We start from the raw sequence: 23,289 nt of genomic DNA, 5'->3' as shown, positions 1-23,289 counted from the left end.
GGGGTGCCCGTGCGTCATTGTCAGCCCGCCTGCCGCTTCATCAGGCGAGCGCAGGCGATAGATGTGACCGTCACCATGCGACGGCGTGCCGATGGCACGGCTGCGCTGACTCCCAGTCGATCGTGCCCTTCGCTTAACCGTACTGACGCTGGATTGACAACGGTACGCGCATCGACCAGATCACTACTAAGGCTTCGATGTTGAGCCGCAGAGTCCCCAGGTCGGGCAACCGAACGAACATCTGCGGAATCGGCGTCGGGCTGGCGGCCAGTAGAAGGATGATCCTGGGGCTTCGTGTCGTGCTCGCCCTGCTGGTCGCCACCATTTGCCCGGAGGTCGGGCTGGAGCGCCGGCAGGTGCGCTTGCGGATCAACCTTTCCAAGCCAACCGGCCTCCTGGCACGGGCAGTTGAAGGACGATCCTGCCCTTGCTGCGTCTACGTCAGCAGGTCTCTCCCAAGACAAAGATGCCCAGCATGAAAAAGCCCGCGATTTCGCGGGCTTAAGCTCAGGGCGTTCAGCCTAGAGTGAAGAAATTATTCGCTGAGTAGCTATTCTCACTCCCACTCGATCGTGCCCGGCGGCTTGCTCGTCACGTCGTAGACGACGCGGTTGATGCCGCGCACCTCGTTGATGATGCGGGTCGCGGCACGGCCGAGGAAGTTCATGTCGTAGTGGTAGAAGTCGGCCGTCATGCCATCCACCGAGGTGACGGCGCGGAGCGCGCAGACGAACTCGTAGGTGCGCCCGTCGCCCATCACACCAACGGTCTGTACCGGCAACAGCACGGCAAAGGCCTGCCAGATCTTGTCGTAGAGACCGGCCTTGCGGATCTCGTCGAGGTAGATGGCGTCGGCTTCGCGCAGGATCTCCAGCTTGTCGCGGGAGATGTCGCCCGGGCAGCGGATGGCCAGGCCCGGACCCGGGAAGGGGTGGCGGCCGATGAAGCTGTCCGGCAGGCCGAGCTCGCGGCCGAGCACGCGCACCTCGTCCTTGAAGAGCTCGCGCAGCGGCTCGACGAGCTGCATGTTCATGCGCTCGGGCAGGCCGCCGACATTGTGGTGCGACTTGATGGTGACGGACGGGCCGCCGGTGAAGGAGACGCTCTCGATCACGTCCGGATAGAGTGTGCCCTGCGCCAGGAACTCCGCGCCGCCGAGCTTTTTCGCCTCTTCCTCGAACACCTCGATGAACAGCCGGCCGATGATCTTGCGCTTGGTTTCCGGATCGGAGACGCCCTCCAGCTCGCCGATGAAGCGGTCGGAGGCGTCGACGTGGATCAGGTGCAGGTTGTAGTGCTCGCGGAACATGGCGACGACGTTCGCCGCCTCGTCCTTCCGCATCAGGCCGTGGTCGACGAGGATGCAGGTCAGCTGCTCGCCGACGGCCTCGTGAATGAGGAGGGCCGCAACCGAGCTGTCGACACCGCCCGACAGCCCGCAGATGACGCGCTTGTTGCCGACTTGCTCTCGGATCGCCTCGACGGCGCGGGCGCGATAGGCCGACATCGACCAGTCGCCGTTGATGCCGGCGATCTTGTGTACGAAGTTCGACAGCAGCTTCGCCCCGTCCGGCGTGTGCACCACCTCAGGATGGAACATGGTGGTGTAATACTTCTTCGCCTCGTTGACGCTGACCGCAAACGGCGCGTTTTCGGAGACGCCGATGACCTCGAAGCCTTCGGGGGCGACGGTGACGCGGTCGCCGTGGCTCATCCAGACCGGATACTTCTCGCCGACTTCCCAGACGCCTTCGAACAGCGGGCTATCCTTCAGGATCTCCACGTCGGCGCGACCGAATTCGCGGGCGTGTCCGCCCTCGACCTTACCGCCGAGCTGGGTTGCGAGCGTCTGCTGCCCGTAGCAGATGGCGAGGATCGGCAGGCCGGACTCGAACACGATCTGCGGCGCGCGCGGGCTGCCGTGATCGAGCACGGATGCCGGGCCGCCGGAGAAGATGATCGCCTTCGGCTTCATCCGGTGGAACGCCTCTTCGGCGGACTGGAACGGGATGATCTCGCAGTAGACGCCTGCTTCGCGCACGCGCCGGCCGATGAGCTGGGTCACCTGGCTGCCGAAATCAATGATGAGGACGCTGTCGGGATGGGGTGTCTGGGTCATGGCGAGCCTTTAATGAAATTTGCCGCAGCGCGCAACCGGGCAGCCCGGATTTGCGGTTTCAAACCGCGATCGATCCGTCCGCCACAGCCCGTTCCAGATCGTCGACGACATCGGCGAGTTTCTCATCGATGACGTGCAGGTATTCGGTCCAGTCGCCGACATGCTTCAGTTCGGCCTTGCCGTCGGAGATGCCGCGCAGGCCGATCAAGGGCACGCCGAAGGCCTGGCAGGCGCGGAGCACGGCGAAGGTCTCCATGTCCACCATGTTCGCGTCGATCGCGTCATAGGCGGCGCCGCTGACGACGTTCGCGCCCGTCGACAATGCGGCGCCGGCGATGCCGGGCACGCGCAGCGGCATCGGCACCACCACCGGAAGATCGAGAAGTGGCGTAGCGCCCTTGGTGAACCCGAGGGGCGAGGCGTCCATGTCGCGGTAGGAGACGCTGGTCGCCTGGTAGATTTCCGTCTGCTCCAGCGTGGCGGAGCCGGCCGAGCCGAGGCAGACGACGAGGTCCGGCAGGCTGTTGCTCGCGTCCAGCTGGGCGAGCGCCCGTGTCACCTGCACCGCAGCCTCGACCGGGCCAATGCCGGTCAGCAGCGGCGATATGCGGCTTTGCAGGTGCTCGCCATATTCCGAGGCGACCGCCATTACGTAGAGCAGCTTTCGCCCGGCGACGTTTTTCAGCTCATAGCTCATCCGGCCACGTCCTCCCGGCCGCGCACCACCATCATCGTTCCGGTCATCGAGGCGATCAGCTTGGCCGGTCCGTCACTGACGGCATATGCCCGTCCGTCCGCGACAATGATGTTCGATCCCGGCTTCGTCACCTCGCCGCGGAATAGGAACCAGTCGCCGCGGCCGGGCGACATGAGGTTCACCTTGAATTCGATCGTCAGAATGGAGGCGTCGGGGTCGATCACCGAATAGGCGGCGTAGCCGCATGCGGAATCGAGCGCGGCCGAGATGATGCCGGCATGCAGGAAACCGTGCTGCTGCGTCAGCTTTTCGTCGAAGGGGAGCTCGATTTCGACGGTGCCGTGCTCGATGCGCGTCAGTTGCGCCCCGATCAGGCGCATGGCCGCCTGGCGCTGGAAACTCGAGGTGATGCGTTCGCGGAAATCCGCGGGTGGAAGGTCTGTCATGTCGCTCGTTTCGCTTTACCGGATACGCCCGGCGCGAGACCCTCGCACGCGTGCTTTCGCATCGCAAGGCGTCAATTGCACGCAAATCCGGACGCGTCCCGACGGCGGGGAGATTTGCATGCGCGGGCCGGTGCCCTACATCTTTCAAATGGACGATGCGATCGAAATCCGGCACGGCCGGACCGCGGACGTGTTTGCAATCGGCCGGGTGCTCGTGGAGACCTGGAGGGCGACTTTCCGCGGCCAGCTCGACGATGCCTATCTCGACCGCATGTCGCCGGCGGAGCAGGCGGTGCGGCACATGTCCCGTCGTAACGCGACGGGCGTTGGGCATTACGTCGCGATCGATAACAGGAGCGATGCCCTGGTCGGCTTTGCGAACTATGGCCCCGCCCGCTACAACGCGTCGACGCCCGTCGGAGAGATCTATGCGCTCTATGTCCTGCCGGCCTATCAGGGCCGCGGCATCGGCGGCGCGCTGGTGCGGGCAGTGGCGAGGCGGATGGTCGAGGGCGGCACGGTCACGCTGATTGCCTGGGTTCTTTCGACCAATCCCAACCGCGCCTTCTACGAGCGCCTGGGGGCGACGCCGGTCGAAACCAGCATCATCGGACTGGGTGGCCACCGCTACGAACAGGTGGCTTACGTCTGGCGGGATCTGCACCTGCTGATTTCGCGGGACGCAGGCGCGGCCTGACCCTGCTTACGTCCGCCCGAGGCGGACGATGTGCTGGTCCCAGGCGAGATCGGCTTTCATCCCCTTGAACCGCCCATCATAGGAGGAGACGGCGAACCCGTGTTGCGACGGCGCGATCCCGGCTGCGTCGGCAATGGCCTCTTGGCGCAGGACCCGCCCGGTCGCGGCCTCGACCGTGACCGCCACCCCACCCTTCGGCGAGGTAAGCCCGACCAGTCCTTCCGCACGGTTGACGGCAATCGCGCCGACATAATTGGCAAGCCGCGTCGTCGTCTCCGGCGGCAGATCAAGGAAGCGGATGTCCTCGCCCCTGGCAAAATGGCCGGCGAGCGGCGGCAGATCGCTGCGTGATCCTTCGTACTGGCAGGCAAACCAGACGCGCCCTTTGTCGTCGATGTCGACGTGGCGGGTCGAAAGCTGGCGCAGCGCCGGCGGCAGTGCATGCCGTTCGATCAGCGCGCCGGCCGCGGCATCGACGAGAGCCAGCGACGGCTCCATGTGGTCGAGGTTCAGCTTGGTGCGGCCGAAATCCGGATGCGTCTCGATCCCGCCATTGGCGATGACCAGCGTCCGGCCGTCGTCCGACACCGTCATGTCGTGTGTGCCGAGGCCGTAGGTGTCGAATTCGCCGATGCGGCGATAGCGGTCGGTCGCGTCGTAGAGGCCGATCACCCCGCGGTTGGCGTCGAAATCGTTCTCGCTCGCATAGAGCAGCCGCCCGTCCGGCGAGAAGCTGCCATGGCCGAAGAAATGCCGCTCCGCACCGGCCGCGATGACGATCGGCTCTGCCTGCCGCCGTGTATCGAAGATCAGGGCGAAGGTGCCGGGCCTGCGGGCAAAGACGACGGCATGCCCGGTCGTGGCGCTGTAGGCCATGCCGTGGCCGCGCGCCGGCAACGGCACCCGGTCGATGATCGCACCGTCCTCGCTAAGGGTGGCGACGCCGTAGCTTCCATCTGGCGCCATGAAGCCGGAAGCAAACACGGCGTCGGCGCGCTCCAGCGCAAAAAGCGAGGAGGGCGCAAGTGTTGCTGCCCAGGCAGCGCCGGCCGCCTTCAAGAAGTGCCTGCGATCAAGTAGCGGTGTGCGCATGGCGCCTTTCCTGCATTCGCCGTAAAGAAAGCTTCTCTAATCAGTCGCCGTCCGAAAATGAAAAGCCGGCCCCCAGGCCGATCGCCCCGCCGTACTCGTTGCTCAACCGCAGAACGAGGTCGCGGGCATTGACGATGAGGAAGTCCATCTTCTTCCGCTCGGCCGGATCATGGACGGCGTTTTCGATATCAGGATCGATCTTCGGTACGACCCGTTCCAGCGACCGGATAACGAATTCGACGTTGCCTGCGATGGAGGCTGCCCCCGGATCCAGCAGACCTTCCATGCCGGATTTCGTGAACAAGGCGCGCAGTCCTTCGAAATTGCCGTGGATCGAGTTCCAGGTATTGCCGGATCGCCAGTAGACGGCCGACTTCGGCTTCGGGCTGGCATCCTCGCCCTTGTAGAAGGCCTCGATGCGCTGGTCGCGCACTGTTTCCGCGCCGTGGACGAGAATGCCGAGGAGGGCAGTGATGGCTTCCTTGCTGTCGCGGAACACCGGGTTGTCCGGTCCCGGGTGCTTCCAGTCGTTCTGGACGCCGGCGGCTCGTTCCCAATCGGCGCTGAGCGCGCCCGCCGTCGTGGCGATGTTTTCGGCAACAGCGGCGCCATAGCGGCAGCGAAAGCTGTCCTTGGTTTCGTCCAGCGTTTCCGAGCCTGTGCCGTAGAGGACGAATTCCAGCGCGCCCAGCCCCTGAACGGCAACGCTCTTTCCCGGCAGGGCGGCAGGATCGGCATCCTTCTCGTCCGCCTTCGCCAACAGCGCCTGCACCTGTTTCAGCCCCGTGTTCTTGCGGTCAGGATAGAAGAGGATGCGCTCGAAGCGGTTGTGCTCAAGCACCGGCCCGTCGCGGACGATCTCGATGAACGACCACTTCGCCACCACATCGTCGAAGGCGGCATGGGCGGCGGTCTTGCTCTCGGCGGACGGGGTCGCGCAAAAGGTCGAGACGGCTGCGGTCAGCGCGGTCGCCGATGCGTGCAGGTCGCGATAGCCGGGGCGAATGACTTCGTCGACTGCCCGCGCCATCACGGCGGAGACCGCTTCGTCGGTCAGGACGGCCGGCGGCAGCGGATTGGCGTCCTGGGCCTGTGCGGGCAACGCCAGGGCGGCAAAGGCAAGGCCGGCAAGAAGCATCCGGCGCAGGCCGGTGTGGTGCGGCAGGGTCATCAAAGGGTCTCCAGGAAGCTCAGCAAGGCGTCACGGTCGGCCTTCTCCAGATCGGCAAAGCGGTTTTGGGCGGCTTCCGCCTCGCCGCCGTGCCAGAGGATGGCCTCGGTCAGATTGCGCGCCCGCCCATCGTGCAGGAAATAGGTGTGGCCGCTGACCGTCTCCGTCAGGCCGATACCCCAAAGCGGCGGTGTCCGCCATTCGCGGCCATCGGCGAGACCCACCTGTTGCCCGTCGGCCAGTCCGTCGCCCATGTCGTGCAGCAAAAAGTCCGAGTAGGGCCAGATGAGCTGGAAGGACTGCGCCTTGTCGCGCGCGTCGCGGCGGGTGACGAATTTCGGATTGTGGCAGGCGATGCAGCCAATCTCGTAGAACACCTTCTTGCCGGCCAGCGTCTCGGCAAAGCTCGCCTTGCGGCGCGCCGGAACGGCGAGGTTCTCCGCATAGAAGGTCACGAGGTCGAGGACCGGGTCCGGCGCCTCGGTGTCGCCGAGCCGCTTCTGCACGCCTACGGGCATGGCGAGACAAGCCACCTGGGCCGGTGTGCAGTCGCCGTGGCTGGCAGGGGTGTCCGGCGTGGAAATGCCGATGTCGTTCATGAAGGCTTCGGCGCTCTGTTGCCGGACGGTCGGATTCTGCCCCTTCCAGCCGAACCGGCCAAGCAGGAGTTTCCCCGTCTTGTCGCGAACCAGCGCGGCCTTGCCGCTGATGCCGTTGCCATCCGCATCGTCCGGATCGGCGAGCGCCAGGATATCCGCCTCGTGGACCGCCTCGATCAGGCCAAGCCCGATCATCGGCGGTGTCATTCGCGGCGAAAGCGTGGTGGCCGGGTCCAGGTCGCCATAGGCGAGATCGGTCACGAAGTAACGGGGCTTGCGCAAAGAAACCGTCTCGCCGCCGCGAAGCGCCACGGCCTCCTCCGTGTACTCGACCTGCATCCGCCCTTCTGCCGCCAGGCCGGGAACGGCGAAATCCTGAAACTGGCCGCCATAGACCGGGTCGGGAAAGTTGAGAACGTCGAGCTTGTCCAGCCTCGCCTGTTCGGCCTCGTCTGCCGGCGGGCGGGCAAGGCGCAGGAAGGTGGTGCTCGTGTTGTCGCCGGGTTCCGGCGGGTGGCCGCGGCCGTCCTTCAGGTGGCAGTTCTGGCAGGCGCGCGAATTGAAGAGCGGTCCCAGCCCGTCGGAGGCCTGCGTCGACGAGGGCGAGGACACCCAGACCTTGCGGAACAGCGCGTTGCCGAGCTTGAACCCCTCTTCCTGCTGGAAGGTGAGGTTTTCGGAGAAATGGGAGAAGCTGTCTGCGTTGACGGCTGCCGTCGAGGTCGCCGCGCCGCCGGACATCGCCTCGTATTGTTCCTCCTTGGAGAAGTCCGCCGTCGGCTTCGTCACCGCTTCGACCCTTGCCTTGTCCTTGGCGGAAAGGTCTGTGCGGCCTTCGCTGCCGGGCAGTTCGCCCGAGCAAGCCGGTGCGGCGCCGGCGAGCGACAGCAGCAACGCGCCGAGTGCGGGCAAAAGGGCGTGGGGTGGCCTCATGGTTGAGATCGGGCCGCGTCGTGAACGTGCGCGGCCCGCCTTTGCATTCTTATTGGAAGACAGCGTTAGGATTATCCAGGCTGTCGGAACCTTCAAGCTCGATCTTACCCAGGTCCAGCGCCGAGATGACCCGCTCGATCGTCTTGGTCTGGTCGATGAGCCCGTCGATTGCCGCCTGCACCACCGCATTGCCCTCGGCATTGCCCTCACCGATCATCTGGTCATAAGCCTCGACCGACTCGGCGCGCTTTACCATCGCCTGCATGGCCGCAATGGTCGTGTCGAGCTTCGCCTTCATCTCGGTGTCGAGGCCCGCATCCTTCGCGGCAACCAGTTTAGAAAGCGACGGGCCGGTCAGCTTCGTGCCGTCGGGACGGATGTATTCGCCGGTATAGGCGCTCTGGATGCCGACCGCGTCGTAGTAGTGCGAGTTGTGCGTGTTGTCGGAGAAGCAGTCGTGCTCCTCTTCCGGGTCGTGCAGCAGGACGCCCAGCTTCATGCGTTCGCCGGCAAGTTCGCCATAGGACAGCGAGCCCATGCCGGTGAGGATGGCCGAGAGGCCGGCCTTCGGATCGGCATTGACGGTTTTCGCAGCCTCGCCCTCCGGTGCCCACTGCGCGACCATTTCCTCCAGGTCGCCGACCAGCAGATCGGTCGCGGATTTGAGATAGGCGACACGGCGGTCGCAGTTGCCGCCGGTGCAGGTCTTCGTGTCGAAGTCGGTTGCCGGACGATTGCCCGCGCCCGGGCCGGTGCCGTTCAGGTCCTGACCCCACAGCAGGAACTCGATCGCGTGATAGCCGGTCGCGACGTTTGCTTCCACGCCGCCGGCCTCCTGGAGGGTGCCTGCGAGGAATTCCGGCGTGAGGTTGGTGGCGTCCACGTCCTTGCCGTCGATCTTGATCTTGGCATTGGCGATCACGTTGGCGACGAACAGCGCGTTTTCGTCGCTTTCCGTGCCGTAGCTTGCGTCGACGTAGTCGATCAGCCCCTCATCGAGCGGCCAGGCGTTGACCTTGCCCTCCCACTCATCGACGGCGGCATTGCCGAAACGGTAGACTTCCGTCTGCTGGTAGGGCGCGCGGGCCTTGATCCAGGCGGCGCGCGCAGCCTTCAGCGTGTCCTCGGTCGGGTTGGCGATCAGCGCGTCAATAGCGGCTGCGAGGTCCTTGGCGGTGGAAAGCGAGTCGGAAAACTTGGCATGCGCGATCTCGCTGTAGTGCTTGACGACTGCAGCCGCGTCGGTCGCGGCGGAGGCGGGCTGGACGGCGAACGCGGAGGTGGCGGCCAGAAGCGCCAATGCGGCCGTGCGAAGAAAGGGCGTCTTCATGATGTCTCCCGGGATTCCATTTGAGTTTCGTTCCCTCCCGGCGCACCTGCCCAAGCGGGCACGAGGCGTCGGGACGTCGCCCGCGGCCGGGCGTACAAGCCGGAGTCTCTTCTCTCAAAATTAAACTGGTGTCAAAAGGTATAGTTTAGAATCGTTCGACAGTTCGGCCAGGAGGTTGCCGCCAAATTGCCGAATGTCAATTCTTGCGGCCCATGGCGCAGAAGAAGAAGCCGTCCGTGTCGGTCGAAGCCGGCGTCAGCGTCACCGTCTTCATGTCCGCCGACCATGGCTGCGGCTTGTCCGTACCGAACAGGTCCATCCACACTTCCGCGGCGGAAAGAATCTCGAAGGACGGATTGTCCTCGCAAAACCCGTAGACCTGGTTCTCGTTTTCCTCAGGCAGCACCGAGCAGGTAACATACAGCAGATAGCCGCCCGGGCGCACGAAGTCTGCAGCGCTCGCCAGCGCCTCTTCCTGCTGGGCGAGCCGCTCTTCGAGGTTTTTGTCCGTCAGCCGCCACTTCGTGTCCGGCCTGCGCCGCCAGGTGCCGGTGCCGGTGCAGGGCGCATCGACCAGCACGCGGTCGAAACGGCCGGCGAGCGGTGCAAGGCTGGAGAAATCCTCGTGCACCTGGACGTTGCGCGTGCCCGCGCGCTTCAGTCGCTCGATGATCGGCGCCAGCCGCTTGCGGTCCGCGTCGTAGGCGTGCACCTGTCCCTTGTTGTTCATGGTGGCAGACATCGCCAGCGTCTTGCCGCCGCCGCCGGCGCAGAAATCGAGGATCTGCTCGCCGTCCTGCGCGAAGACCAGGTCGGCCACGATCTGCGAGCCTTCGTCCTGCACCTCGAACCAACCGTTTTGGAAGGAGAGTTCGGCGGTAACGTTTGGCAGCCGTGCGGGGCCCTCGCCAGCGGGAATGCGGATGCCGTTGCGGGCGATCGTGGTCGGCACGGCGCCGCTGCCGTCGAGCGCCTTCAGCACCTTCTCGCGCGACGCTTTCAGCGTGTTGGCGCGGAGATCGAGGGTCGGACGCCCTGTGAGCGCCTTGGCCTCCTCGAGCCAGTCTTCGGAGAAATTCTCTTCAAAGGAGGGTTGGACCCAGGCGGGAATGTCGCCCTGCACATGCAGCGGCGCGTCCTTCAGTCGGCGCGTGGCGAAGGCCTTCAGCCGCTCGGTGGGAATTTCCGGGGCGAACTTGTCGCCGTCCAGTTCCCGAACCAGCGCCTCGGCGGTCAGGCGCCACTGCCGCAGCATGACACCCAGGGCCAGAGAAGTAGCGCTGTCATCGTCCATCAGGTAGGCGTGCGACAGCTTCATGCGCAGCGCGTCATAGACGATGTTGCCGATCGCCGCCCGATCCCCGGAGCCGGCGAAACGGTGGGCGTGGCCCCAGTCCTTCAGCGCGTCGGCCACCGGACGACTGCGCGTCTCGATATCCGCCAGAACCTCGATGGCTCCCGCGAGCCGTCCACCCAACCGCATTGCTCAACTCCATTTTGACGCCGTGGTAACGGCGATGGGCGGCAAGAGCAAGCCGAAGGTGGAGAAATGCGTCAGCTGACGATCTGGTAGCAGACCTTGGCGTGGCCGGCGCCGATCATGCCGATTTCAGAGGCGGCCGCCTTCGACAGGTCGAGCACCCGGCCGCGAATGAAGGGGCCGCGGTCGTTGATGCGGACGACGACGCTCTTGCCGTTGTTGGAATTGGTGACCTTGACCTTGGTGCCGAAGCGCAGGGTCTTGTGGGCAGCCGTCAGCTTGGTCGGGTTCATGCGTTCCCCGGAAGCGGTTTTCGACGTCAGGGCGTACCACGAGGCACCGCCGCAGCCGGCGGCTTCGGCGACGGATGCGAAGGTAACGGGCGCAGCGATGACGATTGCCGCAAGTGCTGCAGCAGAGGACTTGAAAGACATGTTGACCCCCTCAGAGCTGGTGTCCAGTTTCTTCTGACAGGTCTGTGTATTCGGGCCAAAAATGGCAAAAAATCGCACGCCTCGGGGCGGTTTACTTCGTTAAGATGTTGGTAACGATTTGAATAAAATGCCGATGACTTCCGTTTGACCACCGTCGGGTCGGAAAAAGTCGTTTAGAATCAGTGATGATCTTGAAGTGTTGACAAGCGTGGAATTTTCCGCCTCGATCGCCCGGGGGCGACGAAAAAAAATTGCACATACGTCGAAAAGAGTACCCTAAACCGAATCTAACGAGGACTCTTTTCCCGGAAAAGTGGTGCAAAAGAGACGAAACTTGGGCGGGTGCGGCCCCGTTTTGGCAACCTTTTGTTAACCGTCCTGGCGGCCTCAACCGCCCCAGACGTCGTCGGTCAACATCTGTGCCAGTGACATGCGGTAGTTCGGGTACCGGAAGGTGAAGCCGAGCGAGCGGATTTTCGCATTCGAGACGCGCTTGTTTTCGCCGTAGAACGACCGCGCCATCGGCGACAGCTCGGCCGTTTCGAAGGGAATCTCCGGGGGCATTTCGGCCCCCATCAGCCGGGCCGCTTCCGCCACGACATCCTGGGGCGGCCCGGGCTCGTCGTCGGTGATGTTGAAGATCCCGCCGTGCCCGCCCTGAGCCAGAAACAGCGCCGAGCCGCCGATGTCCTCGACACGGATCCGATTGAAGACCTGATCCTTCTTGATCAGCCGTCGTGCCGTGCCCTCGGCGACGTTGCGCAGCGCGTTGCGACCGGGGCCATAGATGCCGGCGAGCCGCAGGACCGCAACCGGAACACCGCTCTCCGCAGAAAAGGCGAGCCAGCGATTTTCCGCCCCGACCCGCTCCACCGAGCGCGTCGAAACCGGATGGATAGGCGTGTCCTCATCGACCCAGGCCCCCTTGTGGTCGCCATAGACGCCGACGGTCGAGAGGTAGCCGGCCCACTGCAGGTTCGGCATCAGATCCAGCAGTGGCATGACGCCCGGGCGGAAAAGCGGATCGCCGCTCTTGCCCGGAGCGATGGACTGGACAAGGTGGGTGGTTTCCCGCATGCACGCTGCAAGCTGGCTGGAGATCGCTTCCCCGTCGTAGACCAAAGGGACGATACCGAGCGCCTGCAGAGCCGCCGCCTTGTCTGCGGAGCGTGTCGTTCCCGCGGCTGAAAAGCCCGCGGATTTGAAGGTCTGCGCGATGGCGCGACCGGAAAAGCCAGCCCCCAGAACCAGAAGACGCATCAGATAGCCTCCATTGCCGCTTCATACTCCGATCGCACCTCGGGATCGGTTTCGCCGGCTGCTCGTCCGGCAAAAACTTGAAACTCGGTTTCACTCATCAGCCGGCGCAACGCCCACACCGCCATGCCGCGCACGGTCGGCGAGGGGTCGTCTGTCAGCCTCATGCAGATCGGTATCAACGTCGGATCGGCGCTGTTGCCAGCGGCGATCAGCACGTTGCGTATAAACCGGTCGCGCCCGACCCGCTTGACCGGCGAGCCGGAAAACAGCGTGCGGAAGGCGGCGTCGTCCAGGTCCAGCAATTCGGCGATACGCGGCGCCCGTAGGTCCGCGCGGGCGTGGAACTTCATTTCCGAAGCGGTCGCGGCAAACTTGTTCCAGGGACACGCCGCCAGGCAGTCGTCGCAGCCATAGATCCGGTTGCCGATCAGCGGCCGCAAATCCCGGTCGATCGCGCCCTTGTGCTCGATGGTGAGGTAGGAGATGCAGCGCCGTGCGTCGATCTTGTACGGCGCGGGAAAGGCGTTGGTCGGACAGGCATCGAGGCAGGCGCGGCAGGAGCCGCAATGGTCGCGCTCGGGTTCGTCCGGGGCAAGCTCGGCGGTGGTGAACATGCTACCGAGGAAGAGCCAGGAGCCGAACGTGCGGCTGACGAGGTTCGTGTGCTTTCCCTGCCAGCCGAGGCCGGCCTGCATGGAAAGCGGCTTTTCCATCACCGGAGCCGTATCGACGAACACCTTCACGTCCTCGCCGGCGCGCGCGGCAAACCGGGTGGCGATCTCCTTCAGCTTGCCCTTGACGACGTCGTGATAGTCGCGATTGCGGGCGTAGACCGAGATCGCCGCCCGGTCGGGCATGGTAAGCACGTCGCGCGGGTCCTCCTCGGGCCCGTAGTTCATTCCGAAAAGCACGACCGAGCGCACATCGCCCCAGAGCACCCGCGGATCGGCGCGCCGCTCGCTCGTCTCCGCCATCCAGTCCATCGTTCCCTGGTAGCCGGCGTCGATGAACGCCTTCAGCCGTTCTGGTGCATCCGGGATGGAATCCGGCCGTGCCACGCGGCAGATGTCGAACCCCTTCTCGATCGCCTCGGAGAGGAGGAACGCCTTCAGCTTTTGGCGTGCCTTGTCGGATCTGTCCGCGCTGTCGACGGCGCCGGGCATGGGTCCTGGCCTCAGAAATCAAGGTCCGCGTAGTGCGAGACCGGAGTTACGCCGCGCACACGCTCGGCCAGCATGGGGCGGAAGGAGGGGCGCGACTTGATCCGCTGATACCAGTCTTTTGCCTGCGGTGCGTCCTGCCAGTTGATCTCGCCGAGATAGTCGAGCACGGACACCGCCGCGGCCGCGGCGAGATCGGCATAACTGAGCCGGTCGCCAGCGAGATAGGTGCGCGACCCGGCGAGCCAGGACAGATACTTCATGTGCTGGCGGATGTTTGCGCGCGAATTGCGCAGGATCTTGCTGTCGGGCGGGCCGCCGCCCTGGTCCGGCGTCATCTGCAGTTTGAAGATGCGCTCCCGCACCAGCGGTCGTGTCACGTCCTGCTCCATCTTTTGCAGGAACCATTCGACCAGCCGGCGAATCTCCGCCCGCTGGAAAGGATCCTCTGCAAGCAGCCGCCGGTCGCGCTTCAAGACGCCATGGGTCTCGTCGAGATACTCGGAGATCACGGTGGCCCCGCACAGCGCGCGCATGCTGTCATCGACATAGACGGGCAGCGTGCCGGCCGGGTTGAGCGCCAGGAAATCGCGCCGGTTCTCCCAGGGCTGTTCCTCCGCGAAATCGGTCTGGTAGCCGTATTCGGCGAGAATCAGCCGGACAAAGCGCGAGGCGGAGGACATCGGGTGATGATAGAGGGTCGGCATTCTGGCTTTTCTTTAGATGACAGGCGGAGGAAGTGGACCGGCCGAAGGGCCGGAGCGGCGGTTTGCACTGGTCACGACTCCTGCCACAAAGCTATAGGAAGATGGCGACCTAAACACAAGCGAATCAGTTTCCGTGTTCGCGTGTGACACCATCTCTTCAAGGATTTTCCATGGCCGACCAATCGATAGTCAGTGCCCTCGTTCTCGGATTGATCGAGGGGCTGACCGAGTTCATCCCCGTTTCCTCAACGGCCCATGTCCTGCTTGCCGGGCATTTCCTCGGCTTCAAGTCGCCCGGCAACACCTTCGCAGTGTTGATCCAGCTCGGCGCCATCCTGGCCATCCTCGCCGTCTACGCGACGAAGCTGATCCAGATCGCGATCGCACTGCCGACCAGCGCAAAGGCGCGGCGGTTCGTGCTCTGTGTCCTGGTCGCCTTTCTGCCGGCAGCGCTCATTGGCGTGATCGCGCACGACTTCATCAAGACGGTGCTGTTCGAGACCCCACAGTTGATCTGTGTCGTGCTGATTGTCGGTGGCGTCATACTGTACGCGATCGATCGGTTGCCGCTGAACCCGCGCTACAAGGACGTCATGGATTATCCGCCGTCGCTGGCGCTCAAGATCGGCCTGTTCCAATGCCTGGCCATGGTGCCGGGAACCTCGCGCTCGGGCGCGACGATCGCCGGTGCGCTGCTGATGGGCACGGACAAGCGTTCGGCGGCGGAGTTCTCGTTCTTCCTCGCCATGCCGACCATGCTCGGCGCCTTCACGCTCGACCTCTACAAGAACAGGGATGCGCTGAGCTTTGACGATGGGATGCTGATCGTTGTCGGCTTCGTGGCCGCATTCTTCGCAGCGTTGCTGGTTGTCCGCTCGCTGCTCGACTTCGTCTCGCGGCGCGGCTTTGCACCTTTCGCGCTCTGGCGGATCGTCGTGGGCGTGGCCGGATTGATCGGCCTGGCGCTTTGGGGGTAGGGCGGGCCCTAAAGCAGACCCAATCTCGTAAAACGTAAAGCAAAGCCGGGCGTGATCGTCCGGCTTTTGTTTTGCCGGCTCAGCGGCCGATCGAAGCGGTCGTGCAGGGATCGACGCCATAGGCGGGCGCACAGCCATGCTTGCCGGCAGCGACAGTGGTCGGGGCCATGAAGGAGCCAGCCAGGATCACCAGTGCTGCGCAGCCGAAGAAGAGTGCAATTGCCTTGCCCATGTCGAAGAGGTCCTTAAAGGAGAGATCCGCGCCGGTTCTGCCGCACTGGCCCGTCACGCGAGGCGGTGTGTATGTGCCGCCCTGCAAAACATCAATAAGCGAATATGCTGAATGTCACGTAAATACAGTACGGACTTTTTTACTGCGGCAGAACTGCAACGTTCCGCCGTCCAAGCAAATGATGGGGTGGCTGCCGGATGCGCAAGGGGCGCCGGAACGGCTTCGGAAAGGGGCGTAAGCTCCCGACCCGTGGGTCCCGTTTCGGCTACAAGGTGCCGCGCGTGAACTGCCCCTTGGGGCGGTAGCGAACGAGATAGGACGGCAGGATCGCTTCGGCGAGCGCGGGCGTAATCCCGAGCGACTGGATCGTGCGCCCCTCTTTCTTTGCCTCGTCGGACACGATGTTGTCCGAGCGGAGCAGCTTCACCTGGTCGGCAGTCAGCGGCGGCGTGACGAAGGGGACGAGCGAGGAGATGGAGCCGATCAACGAGGCAATGCTGAAGGGAATGGAGACCATCGGCCGTTTGCGGTCGATGACCTGCAGCATCAATTCGAGACACTGGTGGAAGGTCAGCACTTCCGGACCGCCGAGTTCGTAGGTCGTCCCCTTCGCCACCTTGCCGTCGACCGAGAGCGCCACGGCTTCGGCGACGTCCGTGACATAGACCGGCTGGAACTTGGTGTGGCCGCCACCGATCAGCGGCAAGGCCGGCGCAAAGCGCGACATCTCGGCGAACTTGTTGAAGAAGCTATCCTCCGGCCCGAAGATGATCGACGGGCGCAGGATGACGGCGTCCGGCAGCGCCTGGCGGATGCCAAGTTCCCCGCGCCCCTTGGAACGGGCGTAGCCCGAGGCCGAATTCGCATTTGCGCCGATGGCCGAGATGTGCGTGAGGGTGGCGCCGCGGGCACGGGCGGCTTCCGCCACCGCGCGGGCGCCGAAATCCTGAACGGCGTCAAAGCGGTTGCGTCCGCTCTCGAAGAGGATGCCGACGCAGTTCACGACGTGGTCCGCATCCTGCACTGCGCGTTCGACCGAGGCGCGATTGCGCAGGTTCGCCTGCACGAAGGAGATCTGGCCGAGGCCGCCGATCGGCTGCAAGAAACCCGCCAGGTCCGGCCGCCGCACGGCGACGCGGATTCGGTAGCCCCGCTTCGCCAGTGCTCGCACCACATGACGTCCGACGAAACCGGAACCACCGAACACGGTGACCTGCGGCGGAAGGTTGGAGAGTGTCATGCGGGAAGCTCCTGGAATAGGCGAGGTGGGTGCGGCCTACATATCCCAAAGAAACCGGCAGGTGAAGGCTTGTCTGCACACACCCGCCAGCTTCGTCCGAAGATGTCCCGCGCTGGGTTTCAGACCCCTTCGACCACGACCATCTCGGCCTCGGCCACCTCCTGGCGGATGGCTGCGGCGATCTGGTATTCGGGCGAATTGTAGCAGTCGATCGCTGCCTGGAGGGACGGGAACTCGATCACCACGTTACGGGCGCGTGGCTGACCTTCCAGTTCCTGGAAAGTGCCGCCGCGGGCAAGGAAGTTTGCACCATACTTTTCGAAAGCGGGCTTTGCCGCTGCGACATAATCCTTGTAGCGTTCGGTATCGCGAACATCGACGCGCGCGATCCAGTACCCCTTGGCCATGTTTTCCTCCTCTTCGTTTGTCGATTATGTGCCGGGCACGCCGGTCATTTCGGCGAGAATCGCCTCGGCGGCAGCACGCGGATCCGCGGCATTGACGATCGGTCGCGCGACGACCAGGTGGCTCGATCCGGCCTTTAGTGCTTCCGCTGGCGTCATGACCCGCTTCTGGTCACCCCTGTCGGCGCCCGCGGGTCGAATGCCCGGCGTGACGATCGCCATGTCGGGGCCGATGACTTTGCGCACCGCGCCGGCTTCCTCGGCAGAGCAAACGATGCCGCCCATGCCGGCCGCGCGCGCCTGCTCGGCCCGGCGCAGCACCAGCGTGTGCGGATCGTATTCGTATCCGGCCTCGATGACGTCCTGCGCGTCCATCGAGGTGAGCACGGTGACACCGAGCAAGCAGAGATCGGAGCCCCTGGCTGCCTCCACGGCCGCCCGCATCGCTTTCGGATAGGCGTGCAGCGTCAGCATCGACATGCCCATCTTGACGATGTTTTCCACGCCCTTCGCCACCGTGTTGTCGATGTCGAGCAGCTTCATGTCGAGGAAGACCTTCTTGCCGTCCTTGGCCAGGTCGTGGGCGAATTCCAGCCCGCCGGCGAAGACGAGCTGGTAGCCGATCTTGTAGAACAGCACGCTGTCGCCGAGCGCGCGGACTTTCGCCTCGGCCTCCGTGATGGTCGGGACGTCCAGCCCGACGATCAGGCGTTCGCGTGCGTTCATGATCCCATGCCTTTCCAGAACTCCATTGCCGTCCAGTCGCATGTGACGGTTCGATCCGCAAGCCGGAAGGCGAAAAGATCGCCGCCGCTGGTCGGCTCGTGGACCCGGGCCGTCAGTGCGTTCGGCGATAGGTCCAGAGCTGCGCCGGCGGAATGTTGCGCACGACGAAATCCAGATGGCTGATCCGGTAGCGGCCAGGCATGGCGGGGACCGGTGAGACGGGTCCGTAGGAGATCTGCACCACCGGACGTCCAACGGGAATTCGCCGCAGCAGATCCTCGATCAGGGCCACCCGGCGGTGCATGGGGAAGTTCAGGAGCGGGACCGCGGAGATGACGCTGTCGAACTGCTGGTCCTTCAGTGCGCCAAGGGTGTTGTCGAGGTCGAAAGCATCACCGTTGATGAACTTCACGCCCTCGAACCGCTCGACCAGATGGTTGTAGAAGTCCGTTGAATATTCGACCGAGACGATCTTGGCCGATGCGACGCCCGCCTCCAGGATCGCCTTCGTGATTGCGCCCGTTCCCGGCCCGAGTTCCAGAACAGGCAGGCCCGAACTCGGGTTGATCACGCTGGCCATCCGCCGCGCGGTGACCGAAGATGTTGGGATGATGGAGCCGACGGCACGCGTGTTGTTGATCCAGCCCTTGAAGAAGCGGATCTCCTCGCCGAATTTCCGTCCGAGGTGTTCTTTGACCTTACCACGCAAATTCATGTCCACTCCCCCGACTATGACGGCTGCTGCTTAGGCGCCTTCCTGGTGATTCGGAAGATGCTTCTGGAGTATTTGTTTCCGCGTGCGGCAAAAACAAGTCATCTTGCGACGGTTTCACGCTCCGCTTGCGACTGTTCAGGTGCGCGCTCACCCCGTTTTGCGGCAGCCAGACCCGGAGAAACGCCCAGTCGCCTTGCCAGAGACGATGCATCGAACGGCGCTCTGAGTTTTGCGTCCGTATTGTCGAAATAGGCGAACACATCGCGCCCGTGGCGCAGCAGTCCGTAGAAGGTGCCGTTGATCTCGATCGATCGGAACTGCCTGGAGGCGTAGAAGAGTTCGCTACTTTGGACGAGAGAATGCGGATAGAAGACGCCGCGCCAGGAGTTGTAGAAGCAGCAGAGATGCCGATCCGAACCGTCCCGGTCTTTCCCACGCCCGCTCCTCAGCCACTACTGCGCTAGACCGCCGGCGGCAAACGAGAAACCGGCTTGCGCATCTCTTCGTTCCGAGGCGCGGATCAGACGCGCATCGGCATCAGCACGTAGAGCGCATCGTCGCCGGCAAGGTCGCGCACGAGCGTCGGCGAACCGGGATCCGCCAGCAGGAACACGGCTTCCTCGCCGGAAAGCTGGGCGGTGATGTCGAGCAGGTATTTCGCGTTGAAGCCGATCTCCAGCGGGTCGCTGTCGTACCCGACCGGGACTTCTTCCGTGGCGCTGCCCGAATCCGGATTGTTGACCGTCAGTGTCATCTGGCCTTCGGCGAGCGACAGTTTGACCGCGCGGCCGCGCTCGGACGAGATGGTCGACACCCGGTCCACCGCTTGGGCAAAGGACTGGCAATCGATCCGCAGTTCCTTCTCGTTGTTGGTCGGGATGACGCGCTGGTAGTCCGGGAAGGTCCCGTCGATCAGCTTCGAGGTCAGCACGACCGAGCCGATGGTGAAACGGATTTTTGCATCCGACACCTCGACCGTCACAACCAGGTCCGGATTGTCGACCAGCTTCTGCAGCTCGCCGACGGTCTTGCGCGGGATGATGATGCCCGGCATGCCCTCCGAGCCGGAGGGCGCCTCGACGTCGGCGCGCGCCAGGCGGTGGCCGTCGGTGGCGACGGCCCGCAGCTTCAACTGGCCGGCGTTTTCGATCGTGTGGATGAAAATGCCGTTCAGGTAGTATCGCGTCTCCTCCGTCGAGATCGCAAACTGCGTGCGGTCGATCAGCATCTTCAGGTCCGTCGCCTTGAGGCGGAACGTATGGCTGAAGCTGCCCGCGGTCAGGTCGGGGAAATCGGACTGCGGCAGGCACTGCAGCGAAAACTTGGAGCGGCCGGAAGTGACGGTCATGGCCGCGCCGTCCGGCGTATTGGCGAGCAACACTTCCGAACCGTCAGCCAGCTTGCGGACGATGTCGTACAGCAGGTGCGCGGGCACGGTCGTGGCGCCGGCCTGTTCGATCTGTGCCGGCGTTGCCTCGGTGACCTCGAGGTCCAGGTCGGTGGCCTTCATCTCGAGGCTCCCCCCATCCGCGCGCAAGAGCACGTTGGAGAGGATCGGTATCGTGTTGCGCCGCTCGACCACGCGATGGACGTGGTTCAGCGATTTCAGAAGGTTGGACCGTTCGATGGTGATGCGCATGGACGTACCGCTTTCGACCCTGCCCGCCGGCTCGCCGGCGCGGCGTCTTTTCTGTTGCCGGCTGGCGCCGGAAGATGTGGAGGGGCAAATTGGCAGATTTTCGTGTGCAAATGCAAGAGGCTCGGCGATCGTCACCGGGGAAACCGATGCCGCGCGCAAACCTTGCGGGCTTGCCGCGCGCTCCGGCCTCGCCCATAAGGAGGCGGGATCGCGCATTTGCGCCGGATGATAGCAGGAACGCACGCTTCAGATGCAGGAAGAACCGCACAAGGGGAGCGCCTCCGCGGCCCGCAGTTACCGCCTCCACGGGGTGATGGTCCCGGCGCGCCCACTCGAGCCGGCGCTCTATCTGGTGGCGACGCCGATCGGCAATCTGGGCGACATCACGCTGCGCGCGCTGGAGACGCTGGCCGGGGCCGACGTGCTTGCCTGCGAGGATACCCGCGTCAGCCGCGTGCTGCTGGATCGCTACGGCATCGCCACGCGTCCTTACGCCTACCACGAGCACAACGCCGATGAGGTCGGTCCCAGGCTGGTCGCGGCGCTCGAACAGGGAAAATCGGTGGCACTCGTCTCCGATGCGGGCACGCCGCTGGTGTCCGATCCCGGCTACCGTCTGGGCCAGCTGGCGCTTTCCGCCGGCTGCAAGGTCGTGCCGATTCCCGGGCCGTCGGCGCCCCTGGCCGCCCTAGTCGGATCCGGCCTGCCGAACGACGCCTTTCTCTTTGCCGGCTTCCTGCCGGTCAAGGACAAGGCGCGCCGCGATCGCCTCGGCGAGTTTGCCCGTGTGGATGCGACCTTGATTTTCTTCGAGTCGCCGCATCGGATCGCGGCGACGCTCGCTGCCGCGGCTGAGGTGCTTGGAGATCAAAGACAGGCGGCCGTCTGCCGCGAACTGACCAAGACGTTCGAGGAGTTTCGCCGGGGATCGCTCGCCGAGCTTGCCGCGCACTACCAGGCAAATCCGCATGTCAAGGGTGAAATCGTGCTGGTGGTCGGCCCGCCGACCGAAGCGGCTGTCCCCGAAATCGCCGACGTCGATGCGCTGCTTGCCGCCCTGGCGCAGGAGATGCCCGCCGGCAAGGCCGCAACAGAAGCAGCGCGCCAGACCGGCCTGCCGCGCCGCGATCTCTACCAGCGCCTGGTCGGCATGAAGGCGCGCGATGGGGACTGAAGCGGAACGCAAGCTCCGCCGAAGGGCCTTTCGCCGTGGCCATGTCGCGGAATTCGTCGCCGCCCTCTATCTGCTTGCCAAAGGCTACCGCGTGCTGGCCGTCCGTTACCGCACGAAGGTCGGAGAGATCGACATCATCGCCCGCAAGCGCGACCTCGTCATTTGCGTCGAGGTGAAGGCGCGGCGGAGCGAGGAGAGCGCGGTCTTCGCGGTGACGGGGACGGCCCAGCGACGCATCCGCGCCGCAAGCGACCTGTGGCTCGCCCGCCAGCGCGATGCGCATCGGCTGTCCGTCCGATACGATATCATCGCGGTTCTGCCGTGGCGTGTCCCGCGGCACCTGCCGGATGCGTTCTGACTGCCGGCGACGACCGATGCGCCGATCGATAAAATGCGACCGAACATCTGCACTCCGTCCTTACCTCCGCCCGCTATGGTTGCCGATGAACCATCGTGCGGAGTTGTAATGGTCTGGAAACTGATGCTTGCGGGCGTGATCGGCATGGCGGCCAAGACGCTGCCGCTGCCAATGGCGCCGTCGCGGCCGCTGATCGCGGCCTCCATGGACGAGATGGAGATGGTCGATGCGCCGATCGAGCCGTCGTTGATCGTGGCCGGTGAGCCGCACGCCCGGGTCGCGCTGCATTCGCGCGGCCATGACGATCAGTCGACCACGGCAGTCTGGGATTGCACTGCGGGCACCTTCCGCTGGTATTTCGGCTGGGACGAGACGGTGATGATCCTTGAGGGCGAGGTGCATGTCATCGCCGAGGACGGCAGCGAACGCACGCTTCGCGCCGGCGACATCGCCTATTTTGGCGGCAAGACCTGGGCGACATGGCAGGTCGATACATACGTTCGCAAGATCGCCTTCTGCCGCAAGCAGTTTCCAGCCCCGATCGCCACGGCGCTGCGGCTGCGCGACATGATGCGCGCCGGACGTGGCCGGGGCGGGCTCGCCGCCTGAGGCATCGATCGTGCCATTTGAGGGCAGGCGGCGTGCAGGCGCCGCCCGTTGCGTTTGCCGGGGCGCAAGCCTAAATGTGGGCGGCAATCCGTGAGGAAAACATTCCATGGCAAAGATCAAGAACGTCGCGGTCCAGATGGACCACGTGTCCACCATCAATATCAGCGGCGATTCCACCTTCGCCATGAGTCTCGAAGCCCAGGCTCGCGGCTACCAGCTCTTCCACTACACGCCCGACAAGCTCAGCCTTCGCGACGGCAGGGTCTTTGCGACCGTCGAGCCGATGCAGCTTCGCGACGTCAAGGGTGACCACTACGATTTGGGCGAACCCGAGCGGGTCGACCTGTCGACGATGGACGTGGTGCTGTTGCGCCAGGACCCGCCCTTCGACATGGCCTACATCACCTCCACCCATCTGCTGGAGCGCATCCATCCGAAGACACTGGTGGTGAACGATCCCGCCTGGGTGCGCAATTCGCCGGAGAAGATCTTCGTCACCGAATTCGCCGACCTGATGCCGGCAACGCTGATCACCCGCGACCCGGCCGAGATCCGCCGCTTCCGCGAGGAGATGGGCGACATCATCCTCAAGCCTCTCTATGGCAATGGCGGCGCCGGCGTCTTCCACTCGACCCGCGACGACCGCAATCTCTCCTCGCTGCTCGAAATGTTCGGGCAGATGTTCCGCGAGCCCTTCATCGCCCAGGCCTATCTGCCGGACGTGCGCAAGGGCGACAAGCGCATCCTGCTCGTCGACGGCGAGCCGGTCGGCGCGATCAACCGCGTGCCCGCCGAGCACGATGCCCGCTCGAACATGCATGCCGGCGGCCGCCCCGAGGCGACCGAGCTGACCGCCCGCGAGATCGAGATCTGCAAGCGGATCGGCCCGTCGCTGCGCGAACGCGGCTTCCTGTTCGTCGGCATCGACGTCATCGGCGACTACATGACCGAGATCAACGTCACCTCGCCGACCGGCATCCGCGAGGTGCGGAAATTCGGCGGCGCCGACGTCTCGAGCCTCCTGTGGGATGCGATTGAACGCAAACGCGCCTGAGCGACTTGCGCCGGCGTCTGATCGAAGAGGCGCCGG

At 64.5% G+C, this 23,289-nt stretch carries 25 protein-coding genes and 2 pseudogenes; 6 read left to right on the top strand and 21 right to left on the bottom strand.

What is annotated here, in order from left to right; translation table 11 throughout:
* Positions 1 to 133: 133 nt before the first annotated feature.
* From J2Y48_RS01835 to J2Y48_RS01820, 4 genes are all read right to left on the bottom strand, one after another.
* On the bottom strand, positions 134 to 382 hold the full coding sequence (locus J2Y48_RS01835; protein WP_310411816.1) for a hypothetical protein: 249 nt from the start codon (positions 380 to 382) through the stop codon (positions 134 to 136).
* A gap of 174 nt (positions 383 to 556) precedes the next feature.
* Complete coding sequence (gene guaA / locus J2Y48_RS01830; protein WP_310411814.1) at positions 557 to 2,119, bottom strand: glutamine-hydrolyzing GMP synthase; 1,563 nt, start codon at positions 2,117 to 2,119, stop codon at positions 557 to 559.
* A 58-nt stretch (positions 2,120 to 2,177) separates the two neighbouring features.
* Positions 2,178 to 2,816, bottom strand: a complete 639-nt coding sequence (locus tag J2Y48_RS01825) for a 5'-methylthioadenosine/S-adenosylhomocysteine nucleosidase (RefSeq protein ID WP_310411812.1) — start codon at positions 2,814 to 2,816, stop codon at positions 2,178 to 2,180.
* Entirely contained in the window at positions 2,813 to 3,262 is a 450-nt protein-coding gene (locus J2Y48_RS01820; protein ID WP_310411809.1) for a PaaI family thioesterase, read from the bottom strand. The genes J2Y48_RS01825 and J2Y48_RS01820 overlap by 4 nt, the downstream gene beginning before the upstream one ends.
* A 118-nt stretch (positions 3,263 to 3,380) precedes the next feature.
* On the opposite strand from J2Y48_RS01820, the gene J2Y48_RS01815 reads away from it, so the two are divergent.
* Positions 3,381 to 3,959 carry a GNAT family N-acetyltransferase gene (locus J2Y48_RS01815; protein ID WP_310411807.1) on the top strand — a complete coding sequence of 193 codons (579 nt, stop codon included), beginning with the start codon at positions 3,381 to 3,383 and terminating at the stop codon, positions 3,957 to 3,959.
* Positions 3,960 to 3,965: 6 nt separating this feature from the next.
* On the opposite strand, the gene J2Y48_RS01810 is transcribed toward J2Y48_RS01815, so the two are convergent.
* From J2Y48_RS01810 to J2Y48_RS01770, 9 genes are all read right to left on the bottom strand, one after another.
* Positions 3,966 to 5,051 carry a DUF1513 domain-containing protein gene (locus J2Y48_RS01810; protein ID WP_310411804.1) on the bottom strand — a complete coding sequence of 362 codons (1,086 nt, stop codon included), beginning with the start codon at positions 5,049 to 5,051 and terminating at the stop codon, positions 3,966 to 3,968.
* A 40-nt stretch (positions 5,052 to 5,091) separates the two neighbouring features.
* Positions 5,092 to 6,222: an imelysin family protein gene (locus J2Y48_RS01805; protein ID WP_310411801.1), complete on the bottom strand. Its 1,131-nt coding sequence runs from the start codon at positions 6,220 to 6,222 to the stop codon at positions 5,092 to 5,094.
* Positions 6,222 to 7,754, bottom strand: coding sequence for a di-heme oxidoredictase family protein (locus tag J2Y48_RS01800; RefSeq protein WP_310411799.1), 1,533 nt, complete (start codon positions 7,752 to 7,754; stop codon positions 6,222 to 6,224). The genes J2Y48_RS01805 and J2Y48_RS01800 overlap by 1 nt, the downstream gene beginning before the upstream one ends.
* Positions 7,755 to 7,803: 49 nt before the next feature.
* Positions 7,804 to 9,084 carry an imelysin family protein gene (locus J2Y48_RS01795; protein WP_310411796.1) on the bottom strand — a complete coding sequence of 427 codons (1,281 nt, stop codon included), beginning with the start codon at positions 9,082 to 9,084 and terminating at the stop codon, positions 7,804 to 7,806.
* 196 nt (positions 9,085 to 9,280) lie between these two features.
* On the bottom strand, positions 9,281 to 10,567 hold the full coding sequence (locus J2Y48_RS01790) for an RsmB/NOP family class I SAM-dependent RNA methyltransferase (RefSeq protein WP_310411793.1): 1,287 nt from the start codon (positions 10,565 to 10,567) through the stop codon (positions 9,281 to 9,283).
* A 71-nt stretch (positions 10,568 to 10,638) separates the two neighbouring features.
* Positions 10,639 to 10,998, bottom strand: a complete 360-nt coding sequence (locus J2Y48_RS01785) for a septal ring lytic transglycosylase RlpA family protein (protein WP_310411791.1) — start codon at positions 10,996 to 10,998, stop codon at positions 10,639 to 10,641.
* A gap of 387 nt (positions 10,999 to 11,385) precedes the next feature.
* Positions 11,386 to 12,258 (bottom strand): SDR family oxidoreductase, encoded by an 873-nt coding sequence (locus tag J2Y48_RS01780; RefSeq protein ID WP_310411788.1) that lies wholly within the window; start codon positions 12,256 to 12,258, stop codon positions 11,386 to 11,388.
* A complete protein-coding gene (queG, locus tag J2Y48_RS01775) occupies positions 12,258 to 13,421 on the bottom strand; it encodes a tRNA epoxyqueuosine(34) reductase QueG (protein ID WP_310411785.1) in 1,164 nt (387 codons plus the stop codon). The genes J2Y48_RS01780 and queG overlap by 1 nt, the downstream gene beginning before the upstream one ends.
* A gap of 11 nt (positions 13,422 to 13,432) precedes the next feature.
* The gene (locus tag J2Y48_RS01770) at positions 13,433 to 14,125 is read right to left on the bottom strand and encodes a glutathione S-transferase family protein (RefSeq protein WP_310411782.1); all 693 of its coding nucleotides are present in this window, start codon (positions 14,123 to 14,125) and stop codon (positions 13,433 to 13,435) included.
* A 170-nt stretch (positions 14,126 to 14,295) separates the two neighbouring features.
* Between J2Y48_RS01770 and J2Y48_RS01765 the strand changes: the two genes are divergently transcribed.
* A complete protein-coding gene (locus J2Y48_RS01765; RefSeq protein ID WP_310411777.1) occupies positions 14,296 to 15,102 on the top strand; it encodes an undecaprenyl-diphosphate phosphatase in 807 nt (268 codons plus the stop codon).
* A 79-nt stretch (positions 15,103 to 15,181) separates the two neighbouring features.
* On the opposite strand, the gene J2Y48_RS01760 is transcribed toward J2Y48_RS01765, so the two are convergent.
* The 8 genes and pseudogenes from J2Y48_RS01760 to dnaN all read right to left on the bottom strand — a co-directional run bounded on the left by J2Y48_RS01760 (position 15,182) and on the right by dnaN (position 20,058).
* Positions 15,182 to 15,334, bottom strand: coding sequence for a hypothetical protein (locus J2Y48_RS01760; RefSeq protein ID WP_310411774.1), 153 nt, complete (start codon positions 15,332 to 15,334; stop codon positions 15,182 to 15,184).
* A gap of 265 nt (positions 15,335 to 15,599) precedes the next feature.
* The gene (locus J2Y48_RS01755; protein ID WP_310411771.1) at positions 15,600 to 16,574 is read right to left on the bottom strand and encodes a complex I NDUFA9 subunit family protein; all 975 of its coding nucleotides are present in this window, start codon (positions 16,572 to 16,574) and stop codon (positions 15,600 to 15,602) included.
* A gap of 119 nt (positions 16,575 to 16,693) precedes the next feature.
* Positions 16,694 to 16,981 carry a DUF1330 domain-containing protein gene (locus J2Y48_RS01750; RefSeq protein ID WP_310411768.1) on the bottom strand — a complete coding sequence of 96 codons (288 nt, stop codon included), beginning with the start codon at positions 16,979 to 16,981 and terminating at the stop codon, positions 16,694 to 16,696.
* Positions 16,982 to 17,005: 24 nt separating this feature from the next.
* Positions 17,006 to 17,704 (bottom strand): orotidine-5'-phosphate decarboxylase, encoded by a 699-nt coding sequence (pyrF, locus tag J2Y48_RS01745; protein WP_310411764.1) that lies wholly within the window; start codon positions 17,702 to 17,704, stop codon positions 17,006 to 17,008.
* A pseudogene (locus J2Y48_RS01740) lies at positions 17,701 to 17,799 on the bottom strand (histidine phosphatase family protein); the annotation flags it as partial. The pseudogene J2Y48_RS01740 and the gene pyrF, both read right to left, overlap by 4 nt.
* Positions 17,800 to 17,816: 17 nt before the next feature.
* Positions 17,817 to 18,419 (bottom strand): phospholipid N-methyltransferase PmtA, encoded by a 603-nt coding sequence (gene pmtA, locus J2Y48_RS01735; RefSeq protein WP_310411761.1) that lies wholly within the window; start codon positions 18,417 to 18,419, stop codon positions 17,817 to 17,819.
* A gap of 272 nt (positions 18,420 to 18,691) precedes the next feature.
* A pseudogene (locus J2Y48_RS01730) lies at positions 18,692 to 18,855 on the bottom strand (DUF72 domain-containing protein); the annotation flags it as partial.
* Positions 18,856 to 18,939: 84 nt separating this feature from the next.
* On the bottom strand, positions 18,940 to 20,058 hold the full coding sequence (gene dnaN / locus J2Y48_RS01725) for a DNA polymerase III subunit beta (RefSeq protein WP_310411758.1): 1,119 nt from the start codon (positions 20,056 to 20,058) through the stop codon (positions 18,940 to 18,942).
* Between the two features lie 250 nt (positions 20,059 to 20,308).
* Between dnaN and rsmI the strand changes: the two genes are divergently transcribed.
* The 4 genes from rsmI (at position 20,309) to gshB (ending at position 23,253) form a co-directional block, all read left to right on the top strand.
* Entirely contained in the window at positions 20,309 to 21,232 is a 924-nt protein-coding gene (rsmI, locus tag J2Y48_RS01720) for a 16S rRNA (cytidine(1402)-2'-O)-methyltransferase (protein WP_310411755.1), read from the top strand.
* The gene (locus J2Y48_RS01715) at positions 21,222 to 21,590 is read left to right on the top strand and encodes a YraN family protein (protein ID WP_310411751.1); all 369 of its coding nucleotides are present in this window, start codon (positions 21,222 to 21,224) and stop codon (positions 21,588 to 21,590) included. Before rsmI ends, J2Y48_RS01715 begins: the two co-directional genes overlap by 11 nt.
* A 108-nt stretch (positions 21,591 to 21,698) precedes the next feature.
* The gene (locus J2Y48_RS01710) at positions 21,699 to 22,199 is read left to right on the top strand and encodes a cupin domain-containing protein (protein ID WP_310411748.1); all 501 of its coding nucleotides are present in this window, start codon (positions 21,699 to 21,701) and stop codon (positions 22,197 to 22,199) included.
* A 106-nt stretch (positions 22,200 to 22,305) separates the two neighbouring features.
* Entirely contained in the window at positions 22,306 to 23,253 is a 948-nt protein-coding gene (gene gshB / locus J2Y48_RS01705; protein WP_310411745.1) for a glutathione synthase, read from the top strand.
* Positions 23,254 to 23,289 lie beyond the last annotated feature (36 nt).

Origin of the sequence: Mycoplana sp. BE70 (assembly GCF_031455855.1) — a bacterium.
Lineage (GTDB): Bacteria > Pseudomonadota > Alphaproteobacteria > Rhizobiales > Rhizobiaceae > Mycoplana.
The sequence above is the reverse complement of the archived record's forward strand: the minus strand, read 5'-3'. Positions and strand labels throughout refer to the sequence as shown.